Source organism: Kribbella sp. VKM Ac-2569 (genome assembly GCF_004216905.1).
Taxonomy (GTDB): domain Bacteria; phylum Actinomycetota; class Actinomycetes; order Propionibacteriales; family Kribbellaceae; genus Kribbella.
In genome coordinates this window covers 2,655,374-2,679,878 of sequence record NZ_SGXJ01000001.1, presented here as the reverse complement: position 1 = coordinate 2,679,878, position 24,505 = coordinate 2,655,374, and the positions used below count along the sequence as shown (strand labels likewise).

At 68.2% G+C, this 24,505-nt stretch carries 26 protein-coding genes and 1 riboswitch; of the genes, 17 read left to right on the top strand and 9 right to left on the bottom strand.

Features of this window, described 5'->3' with window-relative positions:
* Nucleotides 1–18: 18 nt before the first annotated feature.
* Together EV649_RS12730 and EV649_RS12725 are read right to left on the bottom strand one after the other, a co-directional pair.
* Nucleotides 19–1,392 carry a HAMP domain-containing sensor histidine kinase gene (locus EV649_RS12730; RefSeq protein WP_241998051.1) on the bottom strand — a complete coding sequence of 458 codons (1,374 nt, stop codon included), beginning with the start codon at nt 1,390–1,392 and terminating at the stop codon, nt 19–21.
* A gap of 3 nt (nt 1,393–1,395) precedes the next feature.
* Nucleotides 1,396–2,061 (bottom strand): response regulator transcription factor, encoded by a 666-nt coding sequence (locus EV649_RS12725; protein WP_012918592.1) that lies wholly within the window; start codon nt 2,059–2,061, stop codon nt 1,396–1,398.
* 118 nt (nt 2,062–2,179) lie between these two features.
* On the opposite strand from EV649_RS12725, the gene EV649_RS12720 reads away from it, so the two are divergent.
* On the top strand, nt 2,180–4,201 hold the full coding sequence (locus EV649_RS12720) for a TRAP transporter fused permease subunit (RefSeq protein ID WP_130383407.1): 2,022 nt from the start codon (nt 2,180–2,182) through the stop codon (nt 4,199–4,201).
* Nucleotides 4,198–5,166, top strand: coding sequence for a TAXI family TRAP transporter solute-binding subunit (locus tag EV649_RS12715; RefSeq protein WP_130383406.1), 969 nt, complete (start codon nt 4,198–4,200; stop codon nt 5,164–5,166). Before EV649_RS12720 ends, EV649_RS12715 begins: the two co-directional genes overlap by 4 nt.
* A gap of 222 nt (nt 5,167–5,388) precedes the next feature.
* Here the strand turns inward: EV649_RS12715 and EV649_RS12710 are convergent, their stop codons facing one another.
* Complete coding sequence (locus EV649_RS12710; RefSeq protein ID WP_130383405.1) at nt 5,389–6,042, bottom strand: hypothetical protein; 654 nt, start codon at nt 6,040–6,042, stop codon at nt 5,389–5,391.
* Between the two features lie 156 nt (nt 6,043–6,198).
* Between EV649_RS12710 and EV649_RS12705 the strand changes: the two genes are divergently transcribed.
* The gene (locus EV649_RS12705; protein WP_198682418.1) at nt 6,199–8,304 is read left to right on the top strand and encodes a hypothetical protein; all 2,106 of its coding nucleotides are present in this window, start codon (nt 6,199–6,201) and stop codon (nt 8,302–8,304) included.
* Here the strand turns inward: EV649_RS12705 and mgrA are convergent.
* Complete coding sequence (gene mgrA, locus EV649_RS12700) at nt 8,273–9,307, bottom strand: L-glyceraldehyde 3-phosphate reductase (protein ID WP_130383404.1); 1,035 nt, start codon at nt 9,305–9,307, stop codon at nt 8,273–8,275. The genes EV649_RS12705 and mgrA overlap by 32 nt on opposite strands.
* An 18-nt stretch (nt 9,308–9,325) precedes the next feature.
* Between mgrA and EV649_RS12695 the strand changes: the two genes are divergently transcribed.
* On the top strand, nt 9,326–10,123 hold the full coding sequence (locus EV649_RS12695) for a VOC family protein (protein ID WP_241998049.1): 798 nt from the start codon (nt 9,326–9,328) through the stop codon (nt 10,121–10,123).
* Nucleotides 10,124–10,164: 41 nt separating this feature from the next.
* Here the strand turns inward: EV649_RS12695 and EV649_RS12690 are convergent, their stop codons facing one another.
* Nucleotides 10,165–11,061 (bottom strand): aminoglycoside phosphotransferase family protein, encoded by an 897-nt coding sequence (locus tag EV649_RS12690; protein WP_157996232.1) that lies wholly within the window; start codon nt 11,059–11,061, stop codon nt 10,165–10,167.
* An 87-nt stretch (nt 11,062–11,148) separates the two neighbouring features.
* On the opposite strand from EV649_RS12690, the gene EV649_RS12685 reads away from it, so the two are divergent.
* A complete protein-coding gene (locus EV649_RS12685; RefSeq protein WP_130383403.1) occupies nt 11,149–11,772 on the top strand; it encodes a flavin reductase family protein in 624 nt (207 codons plus the stop codon).
* 42 nt (nt 11,773–11,814) lie between these two features.
* On the opposite strand, the gene EV649_RS12680 is transcribed toward EV649_RS12685, so the two are convergent.
* Nucleotides 11,815–12,765 carry a hypothetical protein gene (locus EV649_RS12680; RefSeq protein ID WP_130383402.1) on the bottom strand — a complete coding sequence of 317 codons (951 nt, stop codon included), beginning with the start codon at nt 12,763–12,765 and terminating at the stop codon, nt 11,815–11,817.
* A gap of 127 nt (nt 12,766–12,892) precedes the next feature.
* Here EV649_RS12680 and EV649_RS12675 point away from each other — a divergent pair, with 127 nt between their 5' ends.
* Both EV649_RS12675 and EV649_RS12670 read left to right on the top strand, forming a co-directional pair.
* Nucleotides 12,893–13,402: an acyl-CoA thioesterase gene (locus tag EV649_RS12675; RefSeq protein WP_130383401.1), complete on the top strand. Its 510-nt coding sequence runs from the start codon at nt 12,893–12,895 to the stop codon at nt 13,400–13,402.
* Nucleotides 13,399–14,061, top strand: a complete 663-nt coding sequence (locus EV649_RS12670) for a potassium channel family protein (RefSeq protein WP_130383400.1) — start codon at nt 13,399–13,401, stop codon at nt 14,059–14,061. The genes EV649_RS12675 and EV649_RS12670 overlap by 4 nt, the downstream gene beginning before the upstream one ends.
* On the opposite strand, the gene EV649_RS12665 is transcribed toward EV649_RS12670, so the two are convergent.
* On the bottom strand, nt 14,058–14,678 hold the full coding sequence (locus EV649_RS12665) for a TetR/AcrR family transcriptional regulator (protein ID WP_130383399.1): 621 nt from the start codon (nt 14,676–14,678) through the stop codon (nt 14,058–14,060). The two genes, EV649_RS12670 and EV649_RS12665, sit on opposite strands and share 4 nt — an antisense overlap.
* Nucleotides 14,679–14,715: 37 nt before the next feature.
* Here EV649_RS12665 and EV649_RS12660 point away from each other — a divergent pair, with 37 nt between their 5' ends.
* The 9 genes from EV649_RS12660 (at nt 14,716) to EV649_RS12620 (ending at nt 21,228) form a co-directional block, all read left to right on the top strand.
* On the top strand, nt 14,716–15,780 hold the full coding sequence (locus tag EV649_RS12660) for a DMT family transporter (RefSeq protein ID WP_198682417.1): 1,065 nt from the start codon (nt 14,716–14,718) through the stop codon (nt 15,778–15,780).
* Nucleotides 15,668–16,081, top strand: a complete 414-nt coding sequence (locus EV649_RS41110; protein ID WP_241998047.1) for a MarR family transcriptional regulator — start codon at nt 15,668–15,670, stop codon at nt 16,079–16,081. The genes EV649_RS12660 and EV649_RS41110 overlap by 113 nt, the downstream gene beginning before the upstream one ends.
* A 1-nt stretch (nt 16,082) precedes the next feature.
* The gene (locus EV649_RS12650; RefSeq protein ID WP_130383396.1) at nt 16,083–17,336 is read left to right on the top strand and encodes a glycoside hydrolase family 3 N-terminal domain-containing protein; all 1,254 of its coding nucleotides are present in this window, start codon (nt 16,083–16,085) and stop codon (nt 17,334–17,336) included.
* On the top strand, nt 17,333–17,665 hold the full coding sequence (locus EV649_RS12645) for a DUF202 domain-containing protein (RefSeq protein ID WP_130383395.1): 333 nt from the start codon (nt 17,333–17,335) through the stop codon (nt 17,663–17,665). Before EV649_RS12650 ends, EV649_RS12645 begins: the two co-directional genes overlap by 4 nt.
* An 8-nt stretch (nt 17,666–17,673) precedes the next feature.
* A complete protein-coding gene (locus EV649_RS12640) occupies nt 17,674–17,982 on the top strand; it encodes a DUF202 domain-containing protein (RefSeq protein WP_130383394.1) in 309 nt (102 codons plus the stop codon).
* Between the two features lie 139 nt (nt 17,983–18,121).
* Nucleotides 18,122–18,754, top strand: coding sequence for a DUF47 family protein (locus EV649_RS12635; RefSeq protein WP_130383393.1), 633 nt, complete (start codon nt 18,122–18,124; stop codon nt 18,752–18,754).
* A gap of 2 nt (nt 18,755–18,756) precedes the next feature.
* Complete coding sequence (locus EV649_RS12630) at nt 18,757–19,755, top strand: inorganic phosphate transporter (protein WP_130383392.1); 999 nt, start codon at nt 18,757–18,759, stop codon at nt 19,753–19,755.
* A gap of 86 nt (nt 19,756–19,841) precedes the next feature.
* A complete protein-coding gene (locus tag EV649_RS12625; protein WP_130383391.1) occupies nt 19,842–20,981 on the top strand; it encodes an inorganic phosphate transporter in 1,140 nt (379 codons plus the stop codon).
* Nucleotides 20,982–20,994: 13 nt separating this feature from the next.
* Complete coding sequence (locus EV649_RS12620; RefSeq protein WP_130383390.1) at nt 20,995–21,228, top strand: hypothetical protein; 234 nt, start codon at nt 20,995–20,997, stop codon at nt 21,226–21,228.
* 45 nt (nt 21,229–21,273) lie between these two features.
* On the opposite strand, the gene EV649_RS12615 is transcribed toward EV649_RS12620, so the two are convergent.
* Both EV649_RS12615 and EV649_RS12610 read right to left on the bottom strand, forming a co-directional pair.
* Complete coding sequence (locus tag EV649_RS12615; protein WP_241998044.1) at nt 21,274–21,804, bottom strand: hypothetical protein; 531 nt, start codon at nt 21,802–21,804, stop codon at nt 21,274–21,276.
* A gap of 124 nt (nt 21,805–21,928) precedes the next feature.
* Nucleotides 21,929–22,675: a lysophospholipid acyltransferase family protein gene (locus tag EV649_RS12610; RefSeq protein WP_130383388.1), complete on the bottom strand. Its 747-nt coding sequence runs from the start codon at nt 22,673–22,675 to the stop codon at nt 21,929–21,931.
* Nucleotides 22,676–22,714: 39 nt separating this feature from the next.
* Nucleotides 22,715–22,836, top strand: a riboswitch (TPP riboswitch).
* Between EV649_RS12610 and thiC the strand changes: the two genes are divergently transcribed.
* Nucleotides 22,828–24,450, top strand: coding sequence for a phosphomethylpyrimidine synthase ThiC (gene thiC, locus EV649_RS12605; RefSeq protein WP_130383387.1), 1,623 nt, complete (start codon nt 22,828–22,830; stop codon nt 24,448–24,450). It overlaps the preceding riboswitch by 9 nt.
* The last annotated feature ends 55 nt before the right edge of the window (nt 24,451–24,505 follow it).

Sequence of the window (24,505 nt, the reverse complement as noted above, 5' to 3'; positions counted from 1 at the left end):
GCGGTATCGCCCAAAGGCTCAGACGTCGTAGTCGTCGATCAGCGGGACGCGGACCTCGATCACGAGGCCACCGCCGATCGGCGGCCGGGCGACCACACGGCCGCCGACTCGGGCCGCCTCGGAGCGCACGATCGCCAGGCCGAGACCGGTCCCCGGCATCTCCCGGTGATGCGCGCTGCGCCAGAACCGCTCGCCGACCTTCTTCAGGTCCCGCGATCCGAGCCCCAGACCGTGGTCGCGCACCGACATCACCACCTCGGTGCCGTCCCGGGTGACCGAGACCTCCACCGGCGGCGCACCGTACTTGGACGCGTTGTCGAGCAGTACGTCGAGGATGTCGTCGACCTCGAGCTCCGGCGCGACTCCGCCCGGGACCATCTCGCCGATGATCAGCTCCAGGTCGTCGGCGGAGTACACGGCCTTCCAGCCGACCAGCCGCTCCTTCACCGCCTGGGCCAGGTCCAGCGGCTCTTCGTTGCCCTCGGCATCGGCGGACGGGCGGTCGGAGCCGGCCAGCCGGGACAGCCGCTGGACGATCCGGCCGAGCCGGTCGATGTCACTGAGCGCGAACCGCGCGGTCGGCGACAGCCGGGACAGGCCCTCGATGTGGATCCGGGCCGACGTCAGCGGCGTCCGCAGCTGGTGCGACGCGTCGGCGACGAACTCGCGCTCACGCTGCCGGGCCTGGTGCAGGCTCAGCGCCATCGAGTTGAAGCTGTCGCCCAGCCGGCGGAGCTCCGGTGCACGGCCGTCGGTCGAGACCCTGGTGTCGAGCGCGCCGCGGGTGATCTGGTGGGTGGCGTTGTCGAGGTCCTGCAGCGGCCGCAGTACCCAGCGGGTGATCGGCCGGACGATACCGATGATGATCGCGCCGATGCTGATCAGCAGGCCGCCGAGAAGCAGCAGCAGACCGCGCTGCACCTGGTCACGGGCCTTGTCCGTCGGCACCCGCAGTACGGCGGCGCCGAGGACGCTGCCGTTGTTGACGACGGGGCGGGACACGATCATCTCGCCGGCGGCCCACGGCCACAGCGCCGGCGGCTCGGGTGGGAGACGCCCGGCCAGCGTGCTGTGCAGGGCGGTCGAGATGTCTTCTTCCTTCACGTCTACACCGGAAACCGAGGTGGCGATGACGCGGGAGTCGACGTCGACGACGAAGACAGGGGTGTCGTAGAGCTCCTGGTACCGGACCGTGAGCTCACGCAGGTTCGCGATGTCGCCGGTCTGCAACGGGGATTCGGCCATCGCGGCGAACCAGTCCGCGTCGTTGCTGCGGGACAGGAAGAGCGTGCGTGAGTTACTCGTGGCGATGAAGTTCGCCAGCGGGATCACAGCGACGATCGCCAGCGCGACGACCATCGGGACGAGGGACTGCAGCAGTCGACGGCGCAACGGTCAGTCCGAACCCAGGCGGTAGCCGACGCCGCGGATGGTCTGCACCAGTTCGGGCCGGCCGAGCTTGGCGCGCAGGCTGGCGACGTGGACGTCCATGGTGCGCGACGACGCCTCGAAGACCGACTGCCAGGCGTACAGCGCGACCTGTTCACGGGGAACCACCCGGCCGTGGTGAGCGGCCAGCACTGCGAGCACGTCGAACTCCTTGCGGGTCAGACTGATGGGCTTGTCCGCCACCTGAACCGTCCGGGCCTCGATGTCCACGGTCAGGTCGCCGACGGTCACCCGGGGGCGGGGCTGCAAGAGGCCGGTACGACGAAGTACAGCATCGATGCGGGCCAGCAGCTCGGAAATCGCGAACGGTTTCACCACGTAGTCGTCGGCGCCGCTGCGCAGGCCGCGCACCCGGTCGGCCGCCTCGCCGCGCGCCGTCACCGCGATCACCGGTACGTCGGACACCGTCCGGATCTGCCGGCACACGTTGATACCGTCCCCGTCCGGCAGCCCGAGGTCCAGCAGAACCAGGTCGCCGGGATCCGCCGCCAAGGCATCCGCGGCCGTGCGGACATGGGTCACCATCAGGCCGTAACGCCGCAAAGCGGGTATCAGGGCATTGGCGATATCGAGATCGTCCTCGACCAGCAGAATCCGCACCGCGCCACTCATGCGGTGATCGTAGGCCAGGTCACGGCCTGATGTGTCAGATCTTGGTAAAGACGTAATCACACGACTCCACGCAGTGTTCGGCAACATTAGCCTTCCGCACACAGGAGGGAACCGCTCGATGACTGTCGGTGCTGGCGGGGGCGGCGTAACCGTGCCCTCTGAGGAAGAACTGGCCGAGTACGAGCAGGAACGGCCCGCTCGGCGGCTTCGTCCTGCCCTGGATCGGGTGGTTTCGGTCTGGTGCGCAATCATCAGCGTCGGCGTACTAGCGCAGGTGTTCGTCCCTCTACCACAAGGCACGCAGTTCTACTTGGTGATCTTTCTCGCAGCGGTTCTGCCGCTGACGTTGCTGTGTTACCGCGGTTTTCGCGTGCCTGCGGTCATCAATCCGTTCAAGGCGCGGTCGCACGACGACCCGGGCGTGGCGGACTGGGTCCTGGCCCTCGTCGCGCTGGCGGTGTGCGTCTACCCGCTCTTCGACTTCGACGGGTACCTGGAGCGCCGGCAGGCTCCTTCTGCGCTGGACGTGGCGGCAGGGGCTGTGTTGCTGATCCTGTTGCTCGAGGCGTGCCGTCGTACGACTGGCTGGGTGCTTCCGGTGTTCAGCCTGGTTTTCATCGCCTACGCGTACTACGGCGGCTACCTGCCCTACACCTGGTCGCTCTCACACCAGGGCTTCAACTTCGACGCGATCATCGCGCAGTTCACGATGGGTACGGCGGGGTTCTACGGGACGCCGTTGACGGTCGCGGCGTCGTACATCGTGCTGTTCACCATCTACGGCGCGGTGCTCGACTACTCGGGCGCGGGCAAGTTCTTCATCGACCTGTCGTTCGCCGCCTTCAAGCGCAGCCGGACGGCGCCCGGTCGCACGGTCACGTTGGCGGGCTTCCTGCTCGGCAGCGTCTCGGGTTCGGGTACGGCGACGGCGGTGTCGCTCGGCACCGTGTCGTGGCCGATCCTGCGCCGGGCCGGGTACCCGCCCGAACCGGCAGGCGGAATGCTCGCCGCGTCAGGTATCGGCGCGATCCTGTCCCCGCCCACCCTCGGCGCGGCCGCGTTCATCATCGCGGAGTTCCTGCAGGTCTCGTACCTCAAGGTTCTCGGGTTCGCCGTGATCCCGACGCTGCTGTACTACCTGGGCATCCTGCTCGCGATCGAGATCGACGCCCGCAAGCACGGCACGACCAGCGCGGAGACCTCTCAGGACTCCGCGCTGCGATTGCTGCTGCGGTTCGGGTACCACTTCCTGTCGTTGTTCGTGATCATCGGATTCATGGCGGTCGACGTACCGCCGTTCAAGGCCGTGGTCTACGCGGTGATCATCCAGTTCGGGTTGTCGTTCCTCGACCGGGAGCACCGGCTGACCGGGAAGCCGTTGTTCAAGGCGCTTGCCCAGGGCACCCGTTCGGTGCTGCCGGTGGCGGCGACCTGCGCGACCGCGGGCGTGATCGTCGCGGTCACCACGCAGACCGGCCTCGGGCTGAACCTGGCGGAGATCATCGTCGACGCGGCTCGGGGGCTGACCGACAACCACACAGTGGTGCTGATCCTGACCGTGGTGCTGTCCGGGTTCGCCGTCCTGATCCTCGGACTCGCGGTGCCGGTGACCGCGTCGTTCATCATCGCGGCGGTGATCATCGCGCCGGCGCTCGTGAATCTCGGGGTCACACAGCCCGAGGCGTACATGTTCATCTTCTACTACGCCGTACTGTCCGAGGTGTCGCCGCCGACCGCGCTGGCCGCGGTGGCGACCTCCGCGATCACCGGTGGCCGGGTGATGCCGACGATGTGGCAGGCGTGGAAGTACACGCTGCCGGCGTTCCTGGTGCCGTTCGCGTTCGTGCTCACCGACAACGGCGCGCACCTGCTCGGTCAGGGATCGTTCGTCGGCATGGTGTGGACCACGGTGGTGTCGATGCTGGCCGTGGCCGCGCTCGCCGTGGTCACCGGCGGCTGGGTGTTCGTCCGGGCGACCTGGCTCGAGCGGGCGGTCTGCGTACCGGCCGCCGCACTGCTGCTCTACCTCGCGCCCGTAACCATCACCGCCGGAATCTGTTTGCTACTTGTTGCCGTCGTCATCAACCTGGTCCGGCGGCAACGCCAGACCTCTGCCGAGGAAGGAACCCTTGCCTCATGAGACTCCGAACCGTTGCAGTGGCACTGGTCGCCGTGGTTTCGCTTGCTGCCTGTGGCGGCCAGCGGGAACCGTCCGGCTCCGGAACGCAATCCGGCGGCCGGCTGACGATTGCCACCGGCAACACGACGGGGGTGTACTACCAGCTCGGTGGTGCGCTGGCCTCGGTGATCTCGCAGAAGATGTCCGGCTACCGGGCGACGGCGAGCGAGACCGGCGCCTCGGTGCAGAACATCCAGGGCCTGGTCGGCGGGAACTACGACATCGCGTTCTCGCTCGGTGACTCGGCGGCGGACGCGGTGAACGGCGTGAACAGCTTCAAGACCAAGCAGGACGTGGTCGCGCTCACCCGGCTGTACAACAACTACACGCAGGTCGCCGTACGGACGTCCGCGAACATCAACTCGATCGCGGACCTGAAGGGCAAGCGGGTCTCCACCGGTTCGCCGAACTCCGGCACCGAGGTGATCGCACGCCGGCTGATCGAGGCGGCCGGGCTCGACCCGGCCAAGGACGTCACCGCCCAGCGGCTCGGGCTGCCGGAGTCGGTGGACGCGATGAAGTCCGGGTCGATCGACGCTCTGGTCTGGTCCGGTGGACTGCCGACCGGCGGCATCACCGACCTGTTCACCAGCATGGGTAAGGGCGTCAAGCTCTTGCCGATCGCGGATCTGCTGCCGAAGATGCAGGAGAAGTACGGCTCGGTCTACTCGCAGGCACCGATCCCGGCGGCGACGTACAAGCAGCCGGCCGACGTGGCGACGATCATCGTGCCGAACGTGCTGCTGGTCCGCAAGGACATGAAGGACGAGCTCGCGGAGCAGCTGACGAAGGTTGTCTACGACAACATGGATGCACTGGTCGCGGTGAACGCGGCCGCCAAGGGCATCAAGCTGGAGAACGCCGACAAGACCGACCCGGTGCCGCTGCACCCCGGCGCGAAGAAGGCGATCGACGGCCTCAAATGACTACGTGCTGGGTACCGGTAGCTGTTGCGGCGACCCAGCTCACAGACCGTCCTCCCCCGCACACCAGGCGCAGCGGGGGAGGACGCAGGGCCCCGGAACCGCACACCAGGCGCAGCGGCGACGGGACCCGCACGCCGGCTCCCACAACCAGGCGCAGTGAGAGCCGGCAGACCGGGCCCGGTCTCGGCGGAGGCATCCGCCGGGGCCGGGCCTCTTTTCCGTCTAGTGGGGTTCGTCCTCCTGTGGCATCGGTGTGCCGTACAGGTAGTGGGAGAGCGCTGAGTCGCGCTTCGGGTGCGCGTGGTACTTGGTCGGCACGACGCGTCCCTCGGCGCTGTCCCAGGCGGTGTCGGCCATCCGCCACATGCGATGCGCCAGCCGCCCGGCCATGCCGGTGTGCGGGGAGGACGGGTGCGCTCTGGTCGGCGCTGCCTCCTCTGCCTCCAGCAGGTCCTCGGTCAGCGTGTTCACATGCGGGTCGTCGAGCTGCTCGGAGATCTGCCGGCTGTACGTCGTCTCGATCATCTCGTGCTCGCTCAGCAGCCGGTCGATCTGCTGCCACAGCTCGTCGTGGTGGAGATGCAGGAACCGGCTGTCGCCGTACTGCCGTCCTTTGAGGAAGCGCAGCGAGCGTTCGAGTTCCTTCGCGTTGCCGACGTACCTGGTGACCAGGTCACTCCCGTCGGGGAGCCGGCTGACGTGCGGGAGGAGCACGTCCTCGGCCGCGGCCAGATGCTGGGCCGCGATCGCGTAGAACCAGTCCGTCTGATGCCGGTGCTCAGGGTGCGCAGCGTCCGGATGGTGAGCCGGCTCGGCCAGCTCCCGAATCCGTGCGTGTTCGTAGGTCAGGGCCATTTCGAGCGTCGAAGCGGTCATGGCAACCACCTCCAGAAGGTCTCCTTCCAGCGTGTGCCCAACCGCGCAGGACCGCAATCGCCCCGCCGCGCTCCGTGATCGAACCGCTGCGCAGATCCAGGTGAAGAATCCTCAGAATCGCTCGGCGCCGGGGCCTGCGTTCCATAATGTTGGGCGGTGCTCGCGACCTCCCTCCTGCTGGCCACGGTGATGTTTCCCGGGTCGGCGGCTGCTTCCGGTGACATCACGGCCGACATCCTCGCCGGACGGAACGTGACGCTCAGTGGTGATGCTGTCGTCACGGTGCCTGCGGGTACGACGACGTACGGCGGAGTGATCGGCGGCGAAGGCACGCTCCGGGTCGGCGGAAGCGGCACCCTGGTCATGACGCGCGACAGCGACTTCACGGTGCCTCGTACGAAGCAGCGGCAGAGCGTGCGGATCCTTGGCGGCAATCACCCGTACGTCGTCGTCGGCAACCCGGACCCGCCGGCGGTGATCGTCGACCGCGGCGCCACGCTGCAGTACGGGAACGGCGGGGGCACCGGGCTGATCGGGCGGTTCCCGTACAACACGCCCGGCTTCCAGCTCAACCAGGACAACATCGAGGTCAACGGCACTCTGCGGCTGTCCCTGACCCGCGCCTTCAACCTCGGCACGATCAGCGGTTCCGGACTGGTCACGCAGCCACGCTTCCTCTGGGGAACGCTCGACCTCGCCGGCACGCAGCCTTTCTCCGGCGTGATCGACAACGGCACCGGTACGGCGGCAGGCAAGCCCGAGACCGCGGTCGCACTGCCCAACGCGCGTGCCGTGCTGAACCAGGGGACCTGGACGATCGACACTCCGCTGGATCAGACCGTCGTACTGCGGCAGAACTTCTACCAGCGCGAGTACGGCAGCGACATCAACGTTCAGTCGCGGCCGGGCGGCAAGGTCGTGCTCACCGGGCAGTACAGCTACTCCGACCGAGGTGGCGACACCGATCCTTCGCTCAGCGATCCGGGCCTGAACTGGCGGAAGATCCCGCATGACCGCAACAAGCGCGGGACGAACATCAAGGGCGCCGACGTGCAGTGGGGCGACGGTACGTCCGATGAGATCTTCATGCCCGGCACCGCGGACACGGTCTACATCAACCTGCTGGCGGCGCGGTCCCGATCGAAGCTCACCTTCGCCTACAACGGCCCGGTGACACTGGGTGCGCCGATCGGCGGCGGCGTTTTCCACGACACGCTCAAGTCGCCGGGCGCCGGGGATGTCGTGATCAAGGGGGTGCGCGGCAACGACGTGACGTTTGCGGCCGACCAGTACTACGACGGTTCGACGACGATCTCGCGTGGCGCCGTCCTGCGTCTCGGCAGCGGGCGACCGGGCGGCGACGGCAGTCTGCTGACGAAGGCTTCGCTGTTCCGGGTGATCAACGGCGGCTCACTCGTGGTGCAGAACGTGCGGAGCACCATCTCGCTGTCCAAGATCAGCGGCAGCGGCTCCTTCACCCAGGCGGGCCCGGCCACCACCCGCCTCGCCGGAAGCCTCACCTACACGGGCAGAACCACAATCTCCCAAGGCACGCTCTCCCTCACCGCCGGGAGCTTGCGCACCAGCAGTGCTGTCGCCCTCACCCGCGCCGGTGCCCGCCTGGAACTGACCGGCAACCAAACCCTGCAGAACCTCACGATGGCTGCTGGGACGAGGCTCACCTCGGGCCCTCGCGCTGTCGTGAGCTTGAGCGGCAGGTCCACCCTCGCCGGCGCCGTGTCAGGCGGCACCCTGGTCAACGCCGGCGCTCTGAACGGCTCCTTCACAGTCGCCGGTAGCTACATCCAAACGCCCGCCGCCCGCCTCATCACCCGGACGGACAGGACCGCGCCGCGGGTCACCGGCTCCGTGTCACTCGCCGGGTCGCTCCAATTGGCGGGCAGCCCACGCCACACCGGAGAGATCACCCTGCTGAACAATGCCGGCCGAGGTCCCGTTGTCGGTACCTTCACCGGCCTCCGTGAGGGGACAGAGCTGACCCTCGGCACCACCAAGTACGCCATCACCTACCGAGGCGGCACCGGGAACGACGTCACCCTGAAGCCGATCCGGGCAAAGGCACCCGCCGTCGCCCCGAACCGGCCCACCGGGGACACCACGGCTGTGGCACCCACGGCGGCCACCGGAGGTTGGTCGTACCGATCTGCCGGTCTTGTCGCGGTGGCTGCCGTGGTCGTCGTACTCGGTCTGGTTGGTTTCCGGCGCCGTCTCAGGCGTCGGAACTCTTCTTCCAGAGGTTGATGCCGGCTTCTACGGCGTCGGCGTCGATCGCCTCGAGTTCCTCGGGAGTGAACTTGAGGTTGCGCACGGTGGCGAGGTTGTCCTCGAGCTGCGCGACGCTGGAGGCGCCGATCAGCGCGCTGGTGACGCGGTCGTCGCGAAGGGTCCAGGCGAGCGCGAGCTGGGCGACGGACTGACCGCGCTCCTTCGCGATGTCGTTCAGCGCGCGGACGTGCTTGAGCGTTTCCTCGGTCAGCGAGTCCGGGTTGAGTGACTTGCCCTGCGCCGCGCGCGAGTCGGACGGGATGCCGCCCAGGTACCGGTCGGTGAGCACGCCCTGCGCCAGCGGCGAGAACGCGATCACGCCGACCCCGAGGTCACCCACCGCGTCCAGCAGGTCCTCCTCGATCCACCGGTTCAGCATCGAGTACGACGGCTGGTGGATGAGCAGCGGCGTACCGAGCTCCTGCAGGATCCGCGCCGCCTCCCGGGTCCGGTCCGCCGAGTACGACGAGATGCCGGCGTACAGCGCCTTGCCCGAGCGGACCGCCGCGTCGAGCGCGCCCATCGTCTCCTCGAGCGGCGTGTCCGGGTCGAACCGGTGCGAGTAGAAGATGTCGACGTAGTCCAGGCCCATCCGGCTCAGCGACTGGTCGAGCGAGGCGAGCAGGTACTTCCGGGAGCCGCCGCCCTGACCGTACGGCCCCGGCCACATGTCGTACCCGGCCTTGGTCGAGATGATCAGCTCGTCGCGGTACCGCTTGAAGTCCCGCGCGAAGTGCGTCCCGAAGTTGGTCTCGGCCGACCCGTACGGCGGGCCGTAGTTGTTCGCCAGGTCGAAGTGCGTGACGCCGAGGTCGAACGCCCGCCGCAGGATGTCCCGCTGCGTCGTGAACGGCTTGTCGTCGCCGAAGTTGTGCCACAGCCCGAGCGAGATCGCCGGGAGTTGCAGTCCACTCCGGCCCGTTCGCCGGTAGGTCATCTGATCGTCGTACCGGCTCGCAGCCGCCTCGTAGTCAGTCACGGAACCCCAGTCTGCCTCATGTCACAACAAGTGCAAACCCCCTTGTTTTCAAGCAGAAACCGCATCACTGACATCAAGAACCTCGCCTTCTTGATCGCCAGGGACTGCTGCGAGGATGGGGATATGGAACAGATCTTGAGTCGGCAGGAAGCGTCGGAGGCGGTCCAGGACGCTGGGTGGCGCTTCTTGCTGGGCACTTTGCGAACGTCGGTCCCGGTCGGGTCGTCGGCTCGGGCGATCGGCTTGGCGGCGGACGCTGTCGCGGCGTGCGGCGACGACGCCGACCGGCACCTTCGGGTCGATGCCCGCCCCGATCGGGTCGTCTTCACGCTGCAGTCGTTGGAGCACGCAGCGGTGACCACCCGGGATGTCGAACTCGCGCTTCTGATCTCGGCCACCGCTGACAGGTCCGGGTTTCTGACGGAGCCCGAAATCGGAACGGGGGCACCGCGATCCGTCCAGATGCTGGAGATCGCGATCGATGCCCTGGACATTGCCGGGATTCGGCCGTTCTGGAAGGCGGTGCTGGGCTATACCGACGAGGCGGGTGCCACGGGACCGGAGGATCCGCTCGTCGACCCGTTCGGGCAGGACCCGGCGATCTGGTTCCAGCAGATGGACCGGGCGCGCCCGCAGCGCAATCGCATCCACTTCGACATCTGTGTTCCGCATGACGAGGCATCACGGCGCATCGAGACCGCACTGGCGGCTGGGGGCCGGCTTGTGTCCGCGACGCGCGCCCCCGCGTTCTGGGTGCTTGCCGACCTGGAGGGGAACGAAGTCTGCGTGACTACCTGGCAGGGACGAGACGGCTGAAACTCTCTTCCAACCCTGCCGGTCACACCCACTCGTTGACCCTAGGTGAGGTCGGACCAGGGCGCCGGTGGAGCGGTGGTGAAGAAGTGCAGGACGTTGAGCACGCGGCTGGTGGTGGGAGCGGTCCAGTGGCGTTGGCCGGGCCAAGGGGAGGCGGGGAGTTTGGCGAGACCCCAGAACAGGTGGAACCAGAGGACAGCCGCCGCGAGTTCCTCCTCGGACTCCGATGACTGGGAGTGCTGGAGGTAGTCCGGAAGCAGTTCAGCGACCTGGGTCAGGGGAAGCTTGGCGAAGTCCATGGCCCGTGGCGCCCAGGCCGCGTCACCCCAGTCGATGAGCGCCCGGAGGTCCCCGTCCGGCCCCGCGAGAAGGTTGTGTGCGGCAACGTCTCCGTGGATCAGCACCTTCGGCCCGCTCCCGTCGATGCGCTCCGCCAGCCGCGTGAACCACCCGGTCAGCCAACTCGCCGTCCCCGGATCGACGTACCCGCGATCGGCGAGCTCGTCGATCGTCCGCCACGGATCGCCCCACCCGTCCTCGGACAGCTCAGACAGCTCGAGCTCGGAGACGTCCGGCGTCCGCTCGATTTGGTGGAGGCGGGCGAGTTGCTCGGCGAGTCCGGTGGGGAGCTCGGTGGGCTCGGTGCCGTGGACCCGCTCCATCACCGCATACGGCGCAGCAATCAGGCGGCCGCTGTCGTCGTACTCCACGATCGCCGGTGTCCGCACCCCGACGGACCGGGCGGCCGGCACGACGTGGGTCTCCTTCAGCAGATCGGCCTCGTACCCGGGCCGGCACACCCGCAGGAACAGTTCGTCCCCGAGCACGAAGCCCCGGTTGGCCACCCCGCCGGCGACCTCCTTCAGCTCACCGGGGTCGACGCCATGACGCCGCGCCACAGCAGCGACCTCGTCCAGGAAGTCGAGCTCCGCAGCCAATCCACATCTCCCTCGTCCGCGCGAACCGCCGCCCGGATCCGCGAGGCGGGGTACGGCGGCATCCACCGAGTTTGATGTACTGCGGGCGTGCGTGTCGATGTGAATCCGGAGACCGTCGGGCGACGGGAGTTCTATGCGCTGCTGAATTCCGTGGTCGTGCCGCGACCGATCGCGTGGGTGTCGAGCCGATCGGCCGACGGCGTGCTGAACCTGGCGCCGCGCTCGTTCTTCACGGTCTCGTCCGTGCAGCCGCCGATGGTGCAGTTCACCTCGGTGGGGCGCAAGGACAGCCTGAACAATGTCGAGGCGACCGGCGAGTTCGTGGTGAACTTCGCCGCCGAGCAGCTCTACGAACAGGTGAACGCGTCCGGGACGAACTTCCCGGCGGAGGTCTCCGAGTTCGAGGCGATCGGGGTGACGACCGAACCGTCCCGGACGATCGCCGTACCGCGGGTCGCGGAGTCGCCGGTCGCGATCGAGTGCACGCTGCACACCACCCTCGAACTCGGTGACTGCACCCTCGTCATCGGTCAGGTCCGGCACCTCGCGATCGACGCCGCCGTACTGGACGGCGACCACCCCGACGTCAATCGCCTGCGCCCGCTCGCCCGGCTCGGCAAGGACGAGTGGTCCACGATCGGCGAGGTCCGCTCGATCACCCGCATCCGCTACTCCGACTGGCCTGGGCACTTCACACCTCCTGGTGAATAGTCGTTCCTGGTAGTTGCTCCGGGCAGCTGTCATCGGCGGGACTCAGCTGGTTGCCTCCCGCGTCGCGAGGAGCTTGGTGAGGGTCTCGAGCTCGGGGGACAGCCGCAGTGGGGTGTGGTCGGGTAGTGCCGTCGTGGCGGAGTGCCAGGTGAAATCGGGAGTCACCAGGTAGACGTCCGGGGACAGCGGGCCGGGATCACGGGCGTGGCAGCGGGCGGCGACGTTCAGCAGGACGCCGAGCGCCGGGATGACGGTCAGGCCCTCGATCACGTGGAGCAGCAACGTGTCCCGGGCCGGGACCGCGGCGAGCACACCGTGGGGCGCGTGCTCGACGTGCAGGGACTCGCGCAGAACGGTGTCGAGGACGAGCGCGCGGGACGCCGCGAAGGCGGTCCCGGACACGAAGGCGATGCGGAGGTCGTCGTGATCGACGTACTCGACCTGGTCCTCGAGGCGGCGGAGGTTGGCGAGGCCGAAGCGTTCGGCGTCCGACCAGATGAGGCCCAGGTCGGCCGGCTCCAGGTACATGGTGACGATGCCGTCGGCCTCCGCGGACGGGACGGAGATCAGGCCGGGGAGGAAATCGGGGCGGTCCGCGGTCCAGTCGGGCGGCAGCGCGTCGCGAGGGACGAGCCGCTGGATCAGCTCGCGCTCGGGATCGTCCGGTGGTTTCGGTGGTCCTTGGCGGAGCTGCTCCAGGAGTTGGCGGAAGTGTTCCTCGATCAGCAGCGGCCAGCGGTCCTCGTCGAAGTGGGCGAGGATGCGCGCGAGATTGCTGAGTCCGAGAACCGGGTTGCCGGCGGAGCTGTCGGTGGGCACGAGTGCGGCGCCGCCCTGGTAGCTAACGGCGAGACCGAGGTCGGCGGCTGTGCGCAGCGCGAGGTGCACGAGCCGATCGGCCTGCCGCCTGGACAGCGGTGGCAGCACCAGGTCGGGAGAGCTGGAATGAGGGGAGTTGTTGCCATGGGCATGTTCGGTGGTGTCGATGGGCATCGTCGGTCCTCCTTGTCGGCAGAGAAAGTACGAGGATCGGGCCGTCTCCGAGCACGCCAATCCGGGCCTGTGGACAAGTGGGCGGATACGCTGCCGCAGACCCAGCCGGAGTGACCCAAGGAGTTGTATGACCAGCAGCCCGTCGTCGCGGCCGACCTCGGAGACGCGGCTGTCGCTGTCGCACATCACCGCGCAGAACGAGACGAACCTGCTCGGCACCGTGCACGGCGGCGTGATTATGACGTTGGTCGACTCGGTGGCCGGCGTGGTCGCGGCGCGGCACTCCGGCGGGCCCGCGGTCACCGCTTCGATGGACGAGATGGTGTTTCTGGTCCCGGTGCGGGTCGGTGATGTCGTGCACTTCAGCGCGCAGGTGAACTGGACCGGGCGGAGCTCGATGGAGGTCGGAGTACGGATCACCGCCGATCGCTGGGACGCGGTCGGTCCGCAGGTGCACGTCGCGTCGGCGTACCTGGTGTTCGTGGCCGTCGACGAGGACGGGAAGCCGCGGCAGGTGCCGCAGGCGGTTCCGGAGACGGACGAGGACCGCCGGCGGTTGCGCGAGGCCGAGATCCGCCGGAGTCACCGGCTTGCCCGCCGCGCCGCGATCATCGCCTCCCGCGAGCAGGCGTCATGAGTGTGCTGGGCCACGCTCGGCGGAACCCGTCCGCGGTGCTGCTCGTGGTGCAGTTGCTCGGCGTACTCGTCTATCCGGTGATGGAAGGATCACGCTCCGGCCGTGTCGCGTTCGAGATCCTCGGCATCGTCGTACTCGTGCTCGCGGTCTTCTCCGTCCGCGCGACCCCAGGCCTCACCTGGATCAGCATCTGCCTGGGCATCCCGGCGGTGGCGCTGTCGTTGCTCGACGCGTTCAACCCGACCGAACCGGTTATCGCGATCTCCGGCGCGCTGCACGCGGCCTTCTACTTCTACGCGGCGTACTGCCTGCTCCGCTACATGCTTTCCGACCACGAGGTCAGCGTCGACGAACTCTTCGCGACCGGTGCCACTTTCACCTTGGTGGCTTGGGGTTTCGCCTACCTGTACGTGTTCGTGCAGGTCCTCGTCCCCGGCAGCTTCACCGCAGCCGTTGACCCAGCCAACGATCGCACCTGGATGGAACTGCTGTTCCTCAGTTTCACCACGCTGTCCAGCACCGGCCTGAGCGACATCGTCCCGATCACGTCCTGGGGACGCTCGGTGGTGATGCTCGAACAGCTCGCCGGCCTCGGGTACGTCGCCATGGTCGTGTCCCGCCTCGTTGGTCTAACCATCACCAAGCGGAGCAACACCTAGACCCGGGGCCACCCGGCCAGCAGATCGGCGGCCGCCCGCGCCGCGACCTCCGGCGCCGAGGTCATCGCCGCGACCCGGTAACTGACCAGTGCGCCCTCGTGGAGCAACAGCAGCCGATCGGCCAGCTCACCCGCGTCCCCGAGTCCCGCCGCCTTCGCCTGCGCCTCGAACTCGGACCGCATCCACCGCTTCTGGCCGACGATCACGGGCATCGCCGGATGGTCCGGCGCCGCCAGTTCCACGCTCGCGTTGATGAATCCGCACCCGTTGCGCGATCCGGCTAGCCAGTCCGTCAGCGCGGCGAACAGCACCAGGATCACCTCTTCGGGCGTGGCCGGATTCCGCGCGGCCAGCTGTTCGTCCAGGAACAGATGCCAGGTCCGATCCCGCTGCTCCAGGTACGCCGCGATCAGCCGATCCTTCGACCCGAACCGGTCGTACAGCGTCTTCTTCGTCACGTCCGCCGCCGCGGCGATCGCATCGACGCCGACGGTCCGGATCCCCTGCTCGTAGAAAAGCGTCGACGCGGCCGCCAGGATGCGCTCGCCGGCCGGGGTCAGCCGCGGTGCCGCACGGACCTCGCGGTTCACGATCAGTCTCACCTGTTGGTCGAGCATACTGACAGTATACCGACCGGTATGGTTACTGTCTCCCATGATCACGCACAGGGCGCTCACGCTGGCTGCCGGGACCGGGTTCGTCGTGTTCTGGAGCTGTGGCTTCATCGGTGCGCGCTGGGGGACGGAGTACACGAACGCGTTCGACCTGCTCGCCTGGCGGTTCCTCGTCGCGGGCGCGATCGCCGCCGTGGTGCTGGCGATCCGGCGGCCGCGGATCTCCCGCCGCGACCTCGTGGGCCAGGTGTGGATGGCGGTCCTCACCCAGTTCGTTTACCTGGGCCTGATCTTCACCGGTATCGACAACGGCATCACGGCCGGCGTCACCGCACTCATCGGATCGCTCCAGCCGATCCTGATCGCGACCGTCGCCGGGCCGCTGCTCGGCGAACGGGTCAGTGGGCGCCAATGGCTGGGACTGCTCCTCGGTCTGCTCGGCGTCGGTCTGGTCGTGGCGGACGACCTCGGCGCCGGCCACGGTTCACCGCTCCTCTTCCTGATCCCGATCGGCGGTCTCCTCGGCCTGGTCGCGGGGACCTGCCTGGATCGCCATCGAAAGCCGGCGACGAACTCGCTGGACGCGCTGGCAGTCCAGAGCCTCGTGTCGGCAGTTCTGTTCACCGCGTTGGCCGCGTCGACCCATCGACTGACCGTGCCTGAGGACCCGGGCTTCTACGGCGCGGTGCTCTGGCTGGTGCTGCTGGCAACCGGCGGCGGCTGGGGGCTGTACCTGGTCAACCTCAAGCTCTCCGGCGCGACACGCATCAGTTCGCTGCTCTACCTGGTGCCGCCGACCACGATGGTGTTCGCGTTCCTGCTGTTCCACGAGACGATCGGCGCGCTCGCCGTCGTCGGCATGCTGGTGTGTGCGGCCGCCGTACTGCTGATCCGGCTCGGTGAACAAGTACGCTGCGGGGATGGCGGAACCCCGGTGGCTGGACCAGACAGAGGCGCAGGCCTGGCGCGCGTACATCGCGGCGCAGCGCGTAGTGAGCAGCCGGATCGAGCAGCAACTGCAGCGCGACGCCGGAATTCCGCACACGTACTACGAGATTCTCGTCCGGCTGTCCGAGGCGCCTGCCAACCGGCTGCGGATGAGTGAACTCGCGGTCGCCACGCAGGGCTCCCGCAGTCGGCTCTCGCACGCGGTCAACCGGCTCGAGCAGAACGGCTGGGTGAAGCGCGAGGGCATCGAGTCCGACCGCCGCGGCCAGGTCGCGATCCTCACCGAGCTCGGCCGGCAGAAGCTGGTCGACACGGCACCCGGTCATGTCGAGGAGGTCCGCAAGGCGATCTTCGACGCGCTCAGCCCCGAGCAGGTCGAGCACCTGTACGACGTCTGCTCGACACTGGCCCGGCATTCCGGTGACACCATCGATCGCGCGGCGTGGGAGCGAAACTGAGATGAGGCGCCCGGTCACGCTCATCGCGCTGACTGCCCTCGCCGTGACCGGCTGTGGTGACAGTGGTTCCCCGACCGCAGGGCCGAGCACAGTGCCGTCGTCCTCGATCCCGGTCACCGGCGACCCGAGCTCCCCGGCGACCACACCAACCGACACACCCAGCGACACAGCGACTCCGTCCGAGCCGCCGACCTCGAAACCGCCGACCAGCGCGGCGGGCTGCGTCGACCAGAAGCTGCAGGCTCTCACGCTGCGGGAGAAGGCCGCACAGCTGATCATGACCGGGATCGCCTCCACCGGTATGACGTCCGCCCAGCGTGCCGTCGTACAGCAGGAGAAGTCCGGCAGCGTGTTCCTGATCGGCAACAGCGGCAGCCTCTCGCACACCCGTACGGCGATGGCCGCGGTGAACGCGGCCGCGACGGTGAAGGGCGTCCGTCCGTTGATCGCCGCGGACCAGGAGGGCGGCCAGATCCAGCGCCTCAAGGGCTCCGGGTTCGACCGCATCCCGGCGGCCACGGTGCAGGGCACCTGGTCGAGCTCCAAACTCACCGCACAGGCCGAGCAGTGGGGCAGCCAGCTCGAGGAGGCCGGCGTCAACGTCGACCTCGCGCCGGTCGCCGACGTCGTACCCAGCTCGCTCAAGTCGCAGAACGCACCGATCGGCCAGTTGGACCGCGAGTACGGCGACACGCCCGAGGCAGCCGGTCAGGGAGTAAAAGCGTTCGTCCAGGGCATGCGCAACGCCGGGATCGCGACGTCGGTCAAGCACTTCCCGGGACTCGGACGCGTGCGCGGCAACACCGACTTCTCCTCCGGGGTTGTCGACAACGTCACTGTCCGCGGTGACGCCGACCTGCAGCCGTTCGCGGACGGGATCAAGGCCGGTACGTCGATGGTGATGATCTCGACCGTGACGTACACGAAGATCGATCCGAAGAACCGCGCCGTGTTCTCGCCGACCGTCATCCAGGGCATGGTGCGCGGTGATCTCGGCTGGCGTGGCGTCGTGATCACCGACGACGTCGGCGCCGCGGCGGAGGTTGCTGCGGTCCCGGCCGGCGATCGCGCCACGCGGTTCGTGGCGGCCGGTGGCGACATCGTCATCAACGCGAAGGCCGGGCTGACCGCCGAGATGGTGGCGGCGCTGGTCGCCAAGGCCCAGCAGGACAAGTCCTTCGCCACGCAGTTGACGAGTAGCGTGCGCCGTGTGCTGACACTGAAACAGGACCACGGCCTGGTGAGCTGCGAATGACGGAGGAAGAGCCCGACTACCGCTTCACCCTGGCGAACGAACGCACCTACCTGGCCTACCTACGGACGTCCCTCGCCTGTTACGCCGGCGGGCTGTCCGCGGTCCAGTTCCTCGATCTCGGACCGGACCGCTGGCCGGCCCGGGTCATCGGCATCGTCCTGGTGATCGCCGGAATCGTCACGACCGCAGGAGCGTTCCGGCGCTGGCAGCTCAACCTGACCGCGATCCGCCGCGGCGGCGCGCTCCCGGTGACCAGACTCCCGCTGATGCTCGGAGCAACAATCGCCGTGGTCGGCCTGATCGGCCTGCTGTTCTCGCTCTGGCGGTGAATGTGTCGATGAGCACACCGGATCCAGGCCGCCAGCCGGAGCGGACCCTGCTGGCGTGGCGGCGTACGGCGCTCGGACTGATTGCCAACGGCGTCCTGCTGATTGCCTCCGGCCACGGCTCGTCGGACGTCCGGACCGGTCTCGGGATCGTCGTTCTCGTGCTGTCGATGGGCTGCTGGGCGGCGGTGAGCGCCGTCTACCGCCGTACCAAAGGAGGTGCGGTCCATGCCCTCGGCCACGAGAACGTGCTCCGGATCGCGGCCGGTCTGGTGCTCGTGGTCGGGCTCTTCGACCTCTACGCCGTGCTAACACGCTGAAACCGATCAGTTACCAGCCGTGCGCGCCGGAAAACGCGGTTCACCGCGACGCGCTACGTTGATCGGGGCGGATGCCGCGTCAACCGGTGGTTCCCCCTAGCATGTTCACGGTTTGTCCCTCGTTCATCCGGAGCTTGAAGTGCCGTTACGTCTGCGTCCGAACGACCCGACGTTCTACGACCTTTTCACCGAGTCCGCGAACCACCTCGTGGAGGGATCGCGGATCCTGGCGGAATTGCTCGGCAGTACGGCGGGGACCGGGCTCTCCGCGAGCCACCAGATCGCTGCCCAGATGAAGGACGCGGAACACGCGGCCGACGAGACCACCCACTCGATCATTCGCCGGGTGAACTCGACCTTCGTCACCCCGTTCGACCGCGAGGACATCTACCGGCTGGCCTCCGATCTGGACGACGTCATGGACTTCATGGAGGAGGCGGTCGACACGATCCACCTCTTCAACCTGGAGAAGCTGCCGGAAGAGGTGGCCGAGCAGATCGAGGTGCTGCAGCGGGCCGCCCAGTTGACCGCCGAGACGATGCCCCGGCTGCGGACCATGAAGGACCTGGCCGAGTACTGGATCGAGATCAACCGCCTGGAGAACACCGGTGACGCTGTGCACCGGCGGCTGATCGCGAAGCTGTTCAGCGGTGAGTACGAGGCGCTGACGGTGATGAAGCTCAAGACCGTGGTCGACCTGCTGGAGGAGGCGGTCGACGCCTTCGAGCACGTCGCCAACACGGTCGAACAGATCGCCGTCAAGGAGAGCTGAGCGTGGAGTTCGCGCTCGTCATCGCCGTCGTCGTCATCGCGCTGGCCTTCGACTACACCAACGGCTTCCACGACGCCGCCAACGCGATCGCGACCTCGGTGTCCACCCGCGCGCTGACGCCGCGGGTGGCGCTGGTGATGGCCGCGGTGATGAACTTCCTCGGCGCCTTCCTCGGCACCGAGGTGGCCGACACCGTCGGCAAGGGCATCATCAGCGCGCCGGCCGGCAAACACGGCCTGGTGATCGTGATTGCTGCCCTGACTGGTGCCATCACCTGGAACCTGATCACCTGGTACTTCGGTCTGCCCAGCTCCTCGTCGCACGCGCTGATCGGCGGCCTGGTCGGAGCCGGTCTGGCCTCGAGCAGCGTGGTGCTGTGGTCGGGCATCGTCGACAAGGTCGTCATCCCGATGGTGCTGTCGCCCGCGGTCGGGTTCGTCGGCGCGTTCCTGCTGATGACCGCGATCCTGTGGATCTTCCGGAACCGCAACCCCGGCAAGACCACCCGCGGGTTCCGGATGGCGCAGTCGCTGTCGGCGGCCGCGATGGCGCTCGGGCACGGCCTCCAGGACGCGCAGAAGACGATGGGCGTGATCTTCCTGGCACTGCTCACCACCGGTCACGTGGACAAGGGCGACGGCATCCCGATCTGGGTGAAGCTGGCCGCCGCGACCGCGATCTCGCTCGGCACGTACTCCGGCGGCTGGCGGATCATGCGGACCCTCGGCCGCCGGATCATCCACCTCGACCCGGCCCGCGGGTTCGCCTCCGAGGCGGTCGCCGCCACCGTGCTGTACGTGATGGCGATCGGCCTGCACGCCCCGGTCTCCACCACGCACACGATCACCTCCGCGGTGATGGGCGCCGGCGCCACCAAGCGCCTGTCCGCCGTCCGCTGGGGCGTCGCCAAGGGCATCGTCACCGCATGGATCCTGACCATCCCCGCCGCCGGCATCGTCGCGGCCGGCGTCTACGGCCTGGCTCACCTGATCCTCGAGTAGGGTCCCGAACCGGTTCATTTCGAGTTCACTCACCCGGCCTACGGTCGATCGACGCTGCTGATCGTCCGCCTAGGGAAGTGGTCGCTATGGACCTTTCGTTCCTCGTCGTCGTGGTGATCGTCACCGCGCTGGTGTTCGACTTCACCAACGGGTTCCACGACACCGCCAACGCGATGGCGACCTCGATCGCCACCGGGGCCCTGAAACCGAAGATCGCGGTCGCACTGTCCGCCGTCCTGAACCTGGTCGGCGCGTTCATCTCGACCGAGGTGGCCAAGACGATCTCCAGCGGCATCGTGGACGATGCCAAGGTGACCGTGCCGGTGATCTTCGGCGGGCTCGTCGGAGCGATCCTCTGGAATCTGCTGACCTGGTACCTCGGTCTGCCGAGCTCCTCGTCGCACGCGCTGTTCGGCGGCCTGATCGGCGCCACCTGGATCGCGTCCGGGAGCAGCGCCGTACATTTCGGCACCGTCGTCCAGAAGATCATCGTCCCGGCGATCGCGGCCCCGCTGGTGGCCGGTGTGGTCGCGCTGCTCGGGACTTTCCTGGCGTACAGGATCACCGCGCGGGCGCGGAAGAAGTCGGTCGACGACGGGTTCCGGGCCGGGCAGATGGCGTCCGCGTCGCTGGTCTCGCTCGCGCACGGCACCGGTGACGCGCAGAAGACGATGGGCGTCATCACGCTGGTGCTGATCACCTCGGGCAGCCTCGCCTCCGGGTCCCGCCCGCCGCTGTGGGTGATCCTGGCGGCCGGCCTGGCGATCGCGGCCGGCACCTACCTGGGCGGCTGGCGGATCATCCGGACGATGGGCAAGGGCCTGGCCGAGATCGAGTCGCCGCAGGGCTTCTCCGCGGAGACGAGCTCGACCGCCGTGCTGCTGGCCTCCTCGCACCTGGGCTTCCCGCTGTCCACCACCCAGGTCTGCTCCGGCAGCATCCTCGGCGCCGGCCTCGGCAAGCGGCTGGCCGAGGTGCGCTGGACCGTCGCCGGCCGGATGGCCGTGGCCTGGCTGCTCACGCTGCCGGCCGCTGCGATCGTCGGCGCCCTGTCTGGCCGCGTCGCGGACTCCGGCAACCTCGGTGTGGTCGTCATCGCGGTCCTGGCGGTCGCGGCCGGTGGCGGCATCTACGCCGCGTCCCGGCGCCGCCCGGTGACGTCGGAGAACGTCAACGAGTACCCGAGCGCTACCACCCCGTCCACCACCACCGCTGCTGCGGCCTGAGAGGAGTACGGCGATGCACATCAACTGGAGTGCCCTCGGTGAGGTCGCACTGGTCAGCCTGCTCTTCGGTGTCGGGCTGGCGATGCTGTTCGCGTTCGGTGTGACCGCTATGTCGCGGCGGGCCGTAGCGATCGACGAGAAGCGGCAGCCGTCCTTCGTGGACACAGGTGTGGCTGCACTCTGTTTCGCGGCCTGTCTGGCAGCAGTGCTCTACGGGCTGTACTTGATCATCCCGCAGTTCCACTGAGCTGTACGACGGGCGGTCTGGCGGCTGCCCGCCGTACAGCAGTCTTCAGCGGTTCCAGCGTCGTACGGACTTGGCTACGTCTTTGGCGCGGATGGAGCCGAGGTTGTATTCCCAGGCCGCCAGGAGGCGGTCGCCGAGGACCTCTGCGTCCAGGTACGTGCGTGGGCGGACGGCGACCGCCCAGGTGGCCGCGGCGGCGTGGCCCTGCTGGTGGAGCAGGTGGTCGACGGTCGCCTCGATGCGGTTCGACTGGGCGCCGCCGAGGCCGTCCGTGGCCCACTCCTGCACGATCCGCGCGTCGTCGGCCGTCATCCGGGCCAGGTAGGTCAGCGGGCCACGCCAGAAGCCCTTGCGGCCGATGGTGTCCAGCGACTCGAGCGGGAACCAGCCGTTCTGGTTGCGCCGGCCGTTCACCGCGGACTCGATCTCCCGGGCGCGCTCCGCGGACAGCCCCCGGGTCGCCCAGTCGACGAAGAACGCCCCGGCGTCCGGGATGTGCTCGGACACGTGCGGGGCGGGTGTCAGCGCCCCCGGGTCGAACAAATGCAGTTCTTCCGATGAATCGAACAAAACCATCCCCGCCCGCTCTGGTACGCGAGCCACCGCAGCCGCCCGCAGCACAGGGACCCCCCAGGTTCCTGCTCTGTCAACGAGAGACTTCGTACCCTCGTACCGGGCCGAGGGTCAAGGTCTGGTCCGGTTACTGACGCTTGGCTGCCCGCCTGGCGAGTTCCTCGGCGTCCAGCCGTTGGGCCTCCTCGGGAGTCGGCGCGCTGCCGCCGTACGCGGCCGGTAACCACCAGGCACCGGCCGGTTGCTCGGGGTAGGCGCGGATCGTCTCGTCCAGCATCCCGGCCATCGTGGACCGAAGGTGCGCGGTCGCCTCGGTCGGGTCGTCGTCGCGCGTCACCGTGATCGGCGCGCCGATGCTGATCGAGATCGGCCGGTGCCGGGTGAAGTCCCGCGGGTGGTCCTTGGTGAACATCCGCTGCGTGCCCCACAGGATCATCGGCAGCACCGGTACGCCGGCCTCCGCCGCCATCCGCACCGCGCCGGACTTGAACTCCTTGAGCTCGAACGACCGGCTGATCGTCGCCTCCGGGAACACGCCGACCAGCTCACCGGCCGCCAGGTGCTCCAGGGCCTGCTGGTACGACGCGGCGCCCGCGTCCCGGTCCACCGGGATGTGGTGCATCCCGCGCATCAACGGACCGGAGTACCGGTTGCGGAACAGCACCTCCTTCGCCATGAACCGGACGAGCCGCTTGGCCGGGAGTGCGCCGTACCCGCCGAGGATGAAGTCGACGTAGCTGATGTGGTTGAGCGCGATCAGGGCCCCGCCGGTGCGCGGCACGTGCTCGGTCCCGGTCCGCCGGATCTTCAGATCCAGCACCTTGAACGCGGTCTTCGCGAAGGCGACGACAGGCGGATAGACGAGGTCTCGCATCTCTAGAACTTACAGGCATCGTCTAGGGTGGCCGTCACAACTGGAAATCGCGGGAGCTCGCACCGTAGTGGGCTGAGAGGGCGGTTGGCATGAATGCCGGCGCCGCCGACCGCCGAACCTGTCCGGGTAATTCCGGCGTAGGGAGCAGCAGCATGGTGAATGTCAGCACGATCCGTCCGGCCGTCACCACGGGCCCGATCTCGGGCTCGGAGAAGATCTATCGCGGAGAGCTCGGGGTACCCGCGCGCCGCGTGAATCTGACCAACGGCGAGCACTTCGACCTCTACGACACGTCCGGTCCGTACACCGACGCGTCGGCGCAGATCGACGTCCAGGCCGGTCTGCCCGCGTTACGGCGCGAGTGGATCGCCGGGCGCGAGCCGCGGACCCAGCTCGGGCACGCGCGGGCTGGGGTGATCACCGACGAGATGCGGTACGTCGCGTTGCGGGAAGGGCTCGATCCGGAGTTGGTCCGGGCGGAGGTTGCGCGCGGACGCGCGGTGATCCCGGCGAACCGGCGGCATCCGGAGAGCGAGCCGATGATCATCGGGAAGAAGTTCCTGGTGAAGGTGAACGCGAACATCGGCAACTCCGCGGTCAGCAGCTCGGTCGAGGAAGAGGTGGAGAAACTCGTCTGGGCGACCCGGTGGGGCGCGGACACCGTGATGGACCTGTCCACCGGGAAGAACATCCACGAGACGCGGGAGTGGATCCTGCGGAACTCGCCGGTGCCGATCGGCACGGTGCCGTTGTACCAGGCGCTGGAGAAGGTGAAGGGCGATCCGGCGGCGTTGTCGTGGGAGGTGTACCGCGACACCGTGATCGAGCAGTGCGAGCAGGGCGTGGACTACATGACCGTTCATGCCGGCGTACTGCTGCGGTACGTGCCGCTGACCGCGCGGCGGATCACCGGGATCGTGTCGCGCGGCGGATCGATCATGGCCGCGTGGTGCCTGGCGCACCACCAGGAGTCCTTCCTCTACACGCATTTCGCGGAGCTGTGCGAGATTCTCCGCGAGTACGACGTGACGTTCTCGCTCGGGGACGGGCTACGGCCGGGATGTATCGCCGACGCCAACGACGATGCGCAGTTCGCCGAGCTGCGGACGCTGGGGGAGCTGACGCGGATCGCCTGGGAGCACGACGTACAGGTGATGATCGAAGGCCCCGGACACGTGCCGATGCACAAGATCGCGGAGAACGTCCGGCTCGAGGAGGAGCTCTGCGGGGAGGCGCCGTTCTACACCTTGGGGCCGTTGGCAACCGATGTGGCACCGGCGTACGACCACATCACGTCGGCGATCGGCGCTGCCCAGATCGGCTGGCTGGGTACGGCGATGCTCTGCTACGTCACGCCCAAGGAGCACCTCGGCCTGCCCGATCGTGACGACGTGAAGACCGGCGTGATCACCTACAAGATCGCCGCCCACGCGGCCGATCTGGCCAAGGGGCATCCGGGCGCGCAGGACTGGGACGACACGTTGTCCAAGGCAAGGTTCGAGTTCCGCTGGGAGGACCAGTTCAACCTCTCGCTGGATCCGGACACCGCCCGGTCGTTCCACGACGAGACATTGCCCGCCGAGCCCGCGAAGACCGCGCACTTCTGCTCGATGTGCGGCCCGAAGTTCTGCTCGATGCGGATCACCGCCGACATCCGCGCGTACGCCGAGGAACACGGCATGACGTCGGCGGACGCCATCGAGGCCGGCTTCGCCGAGATGTCGGAAACCTTCAAGGCAGGCGACCAGAAGCTCTACCTGCCGATCACGGACTGAGTACGGCACCCGTCCGGCCCGGCGTGAACCTGGCGCCGGGCCGGATACGGGGAGT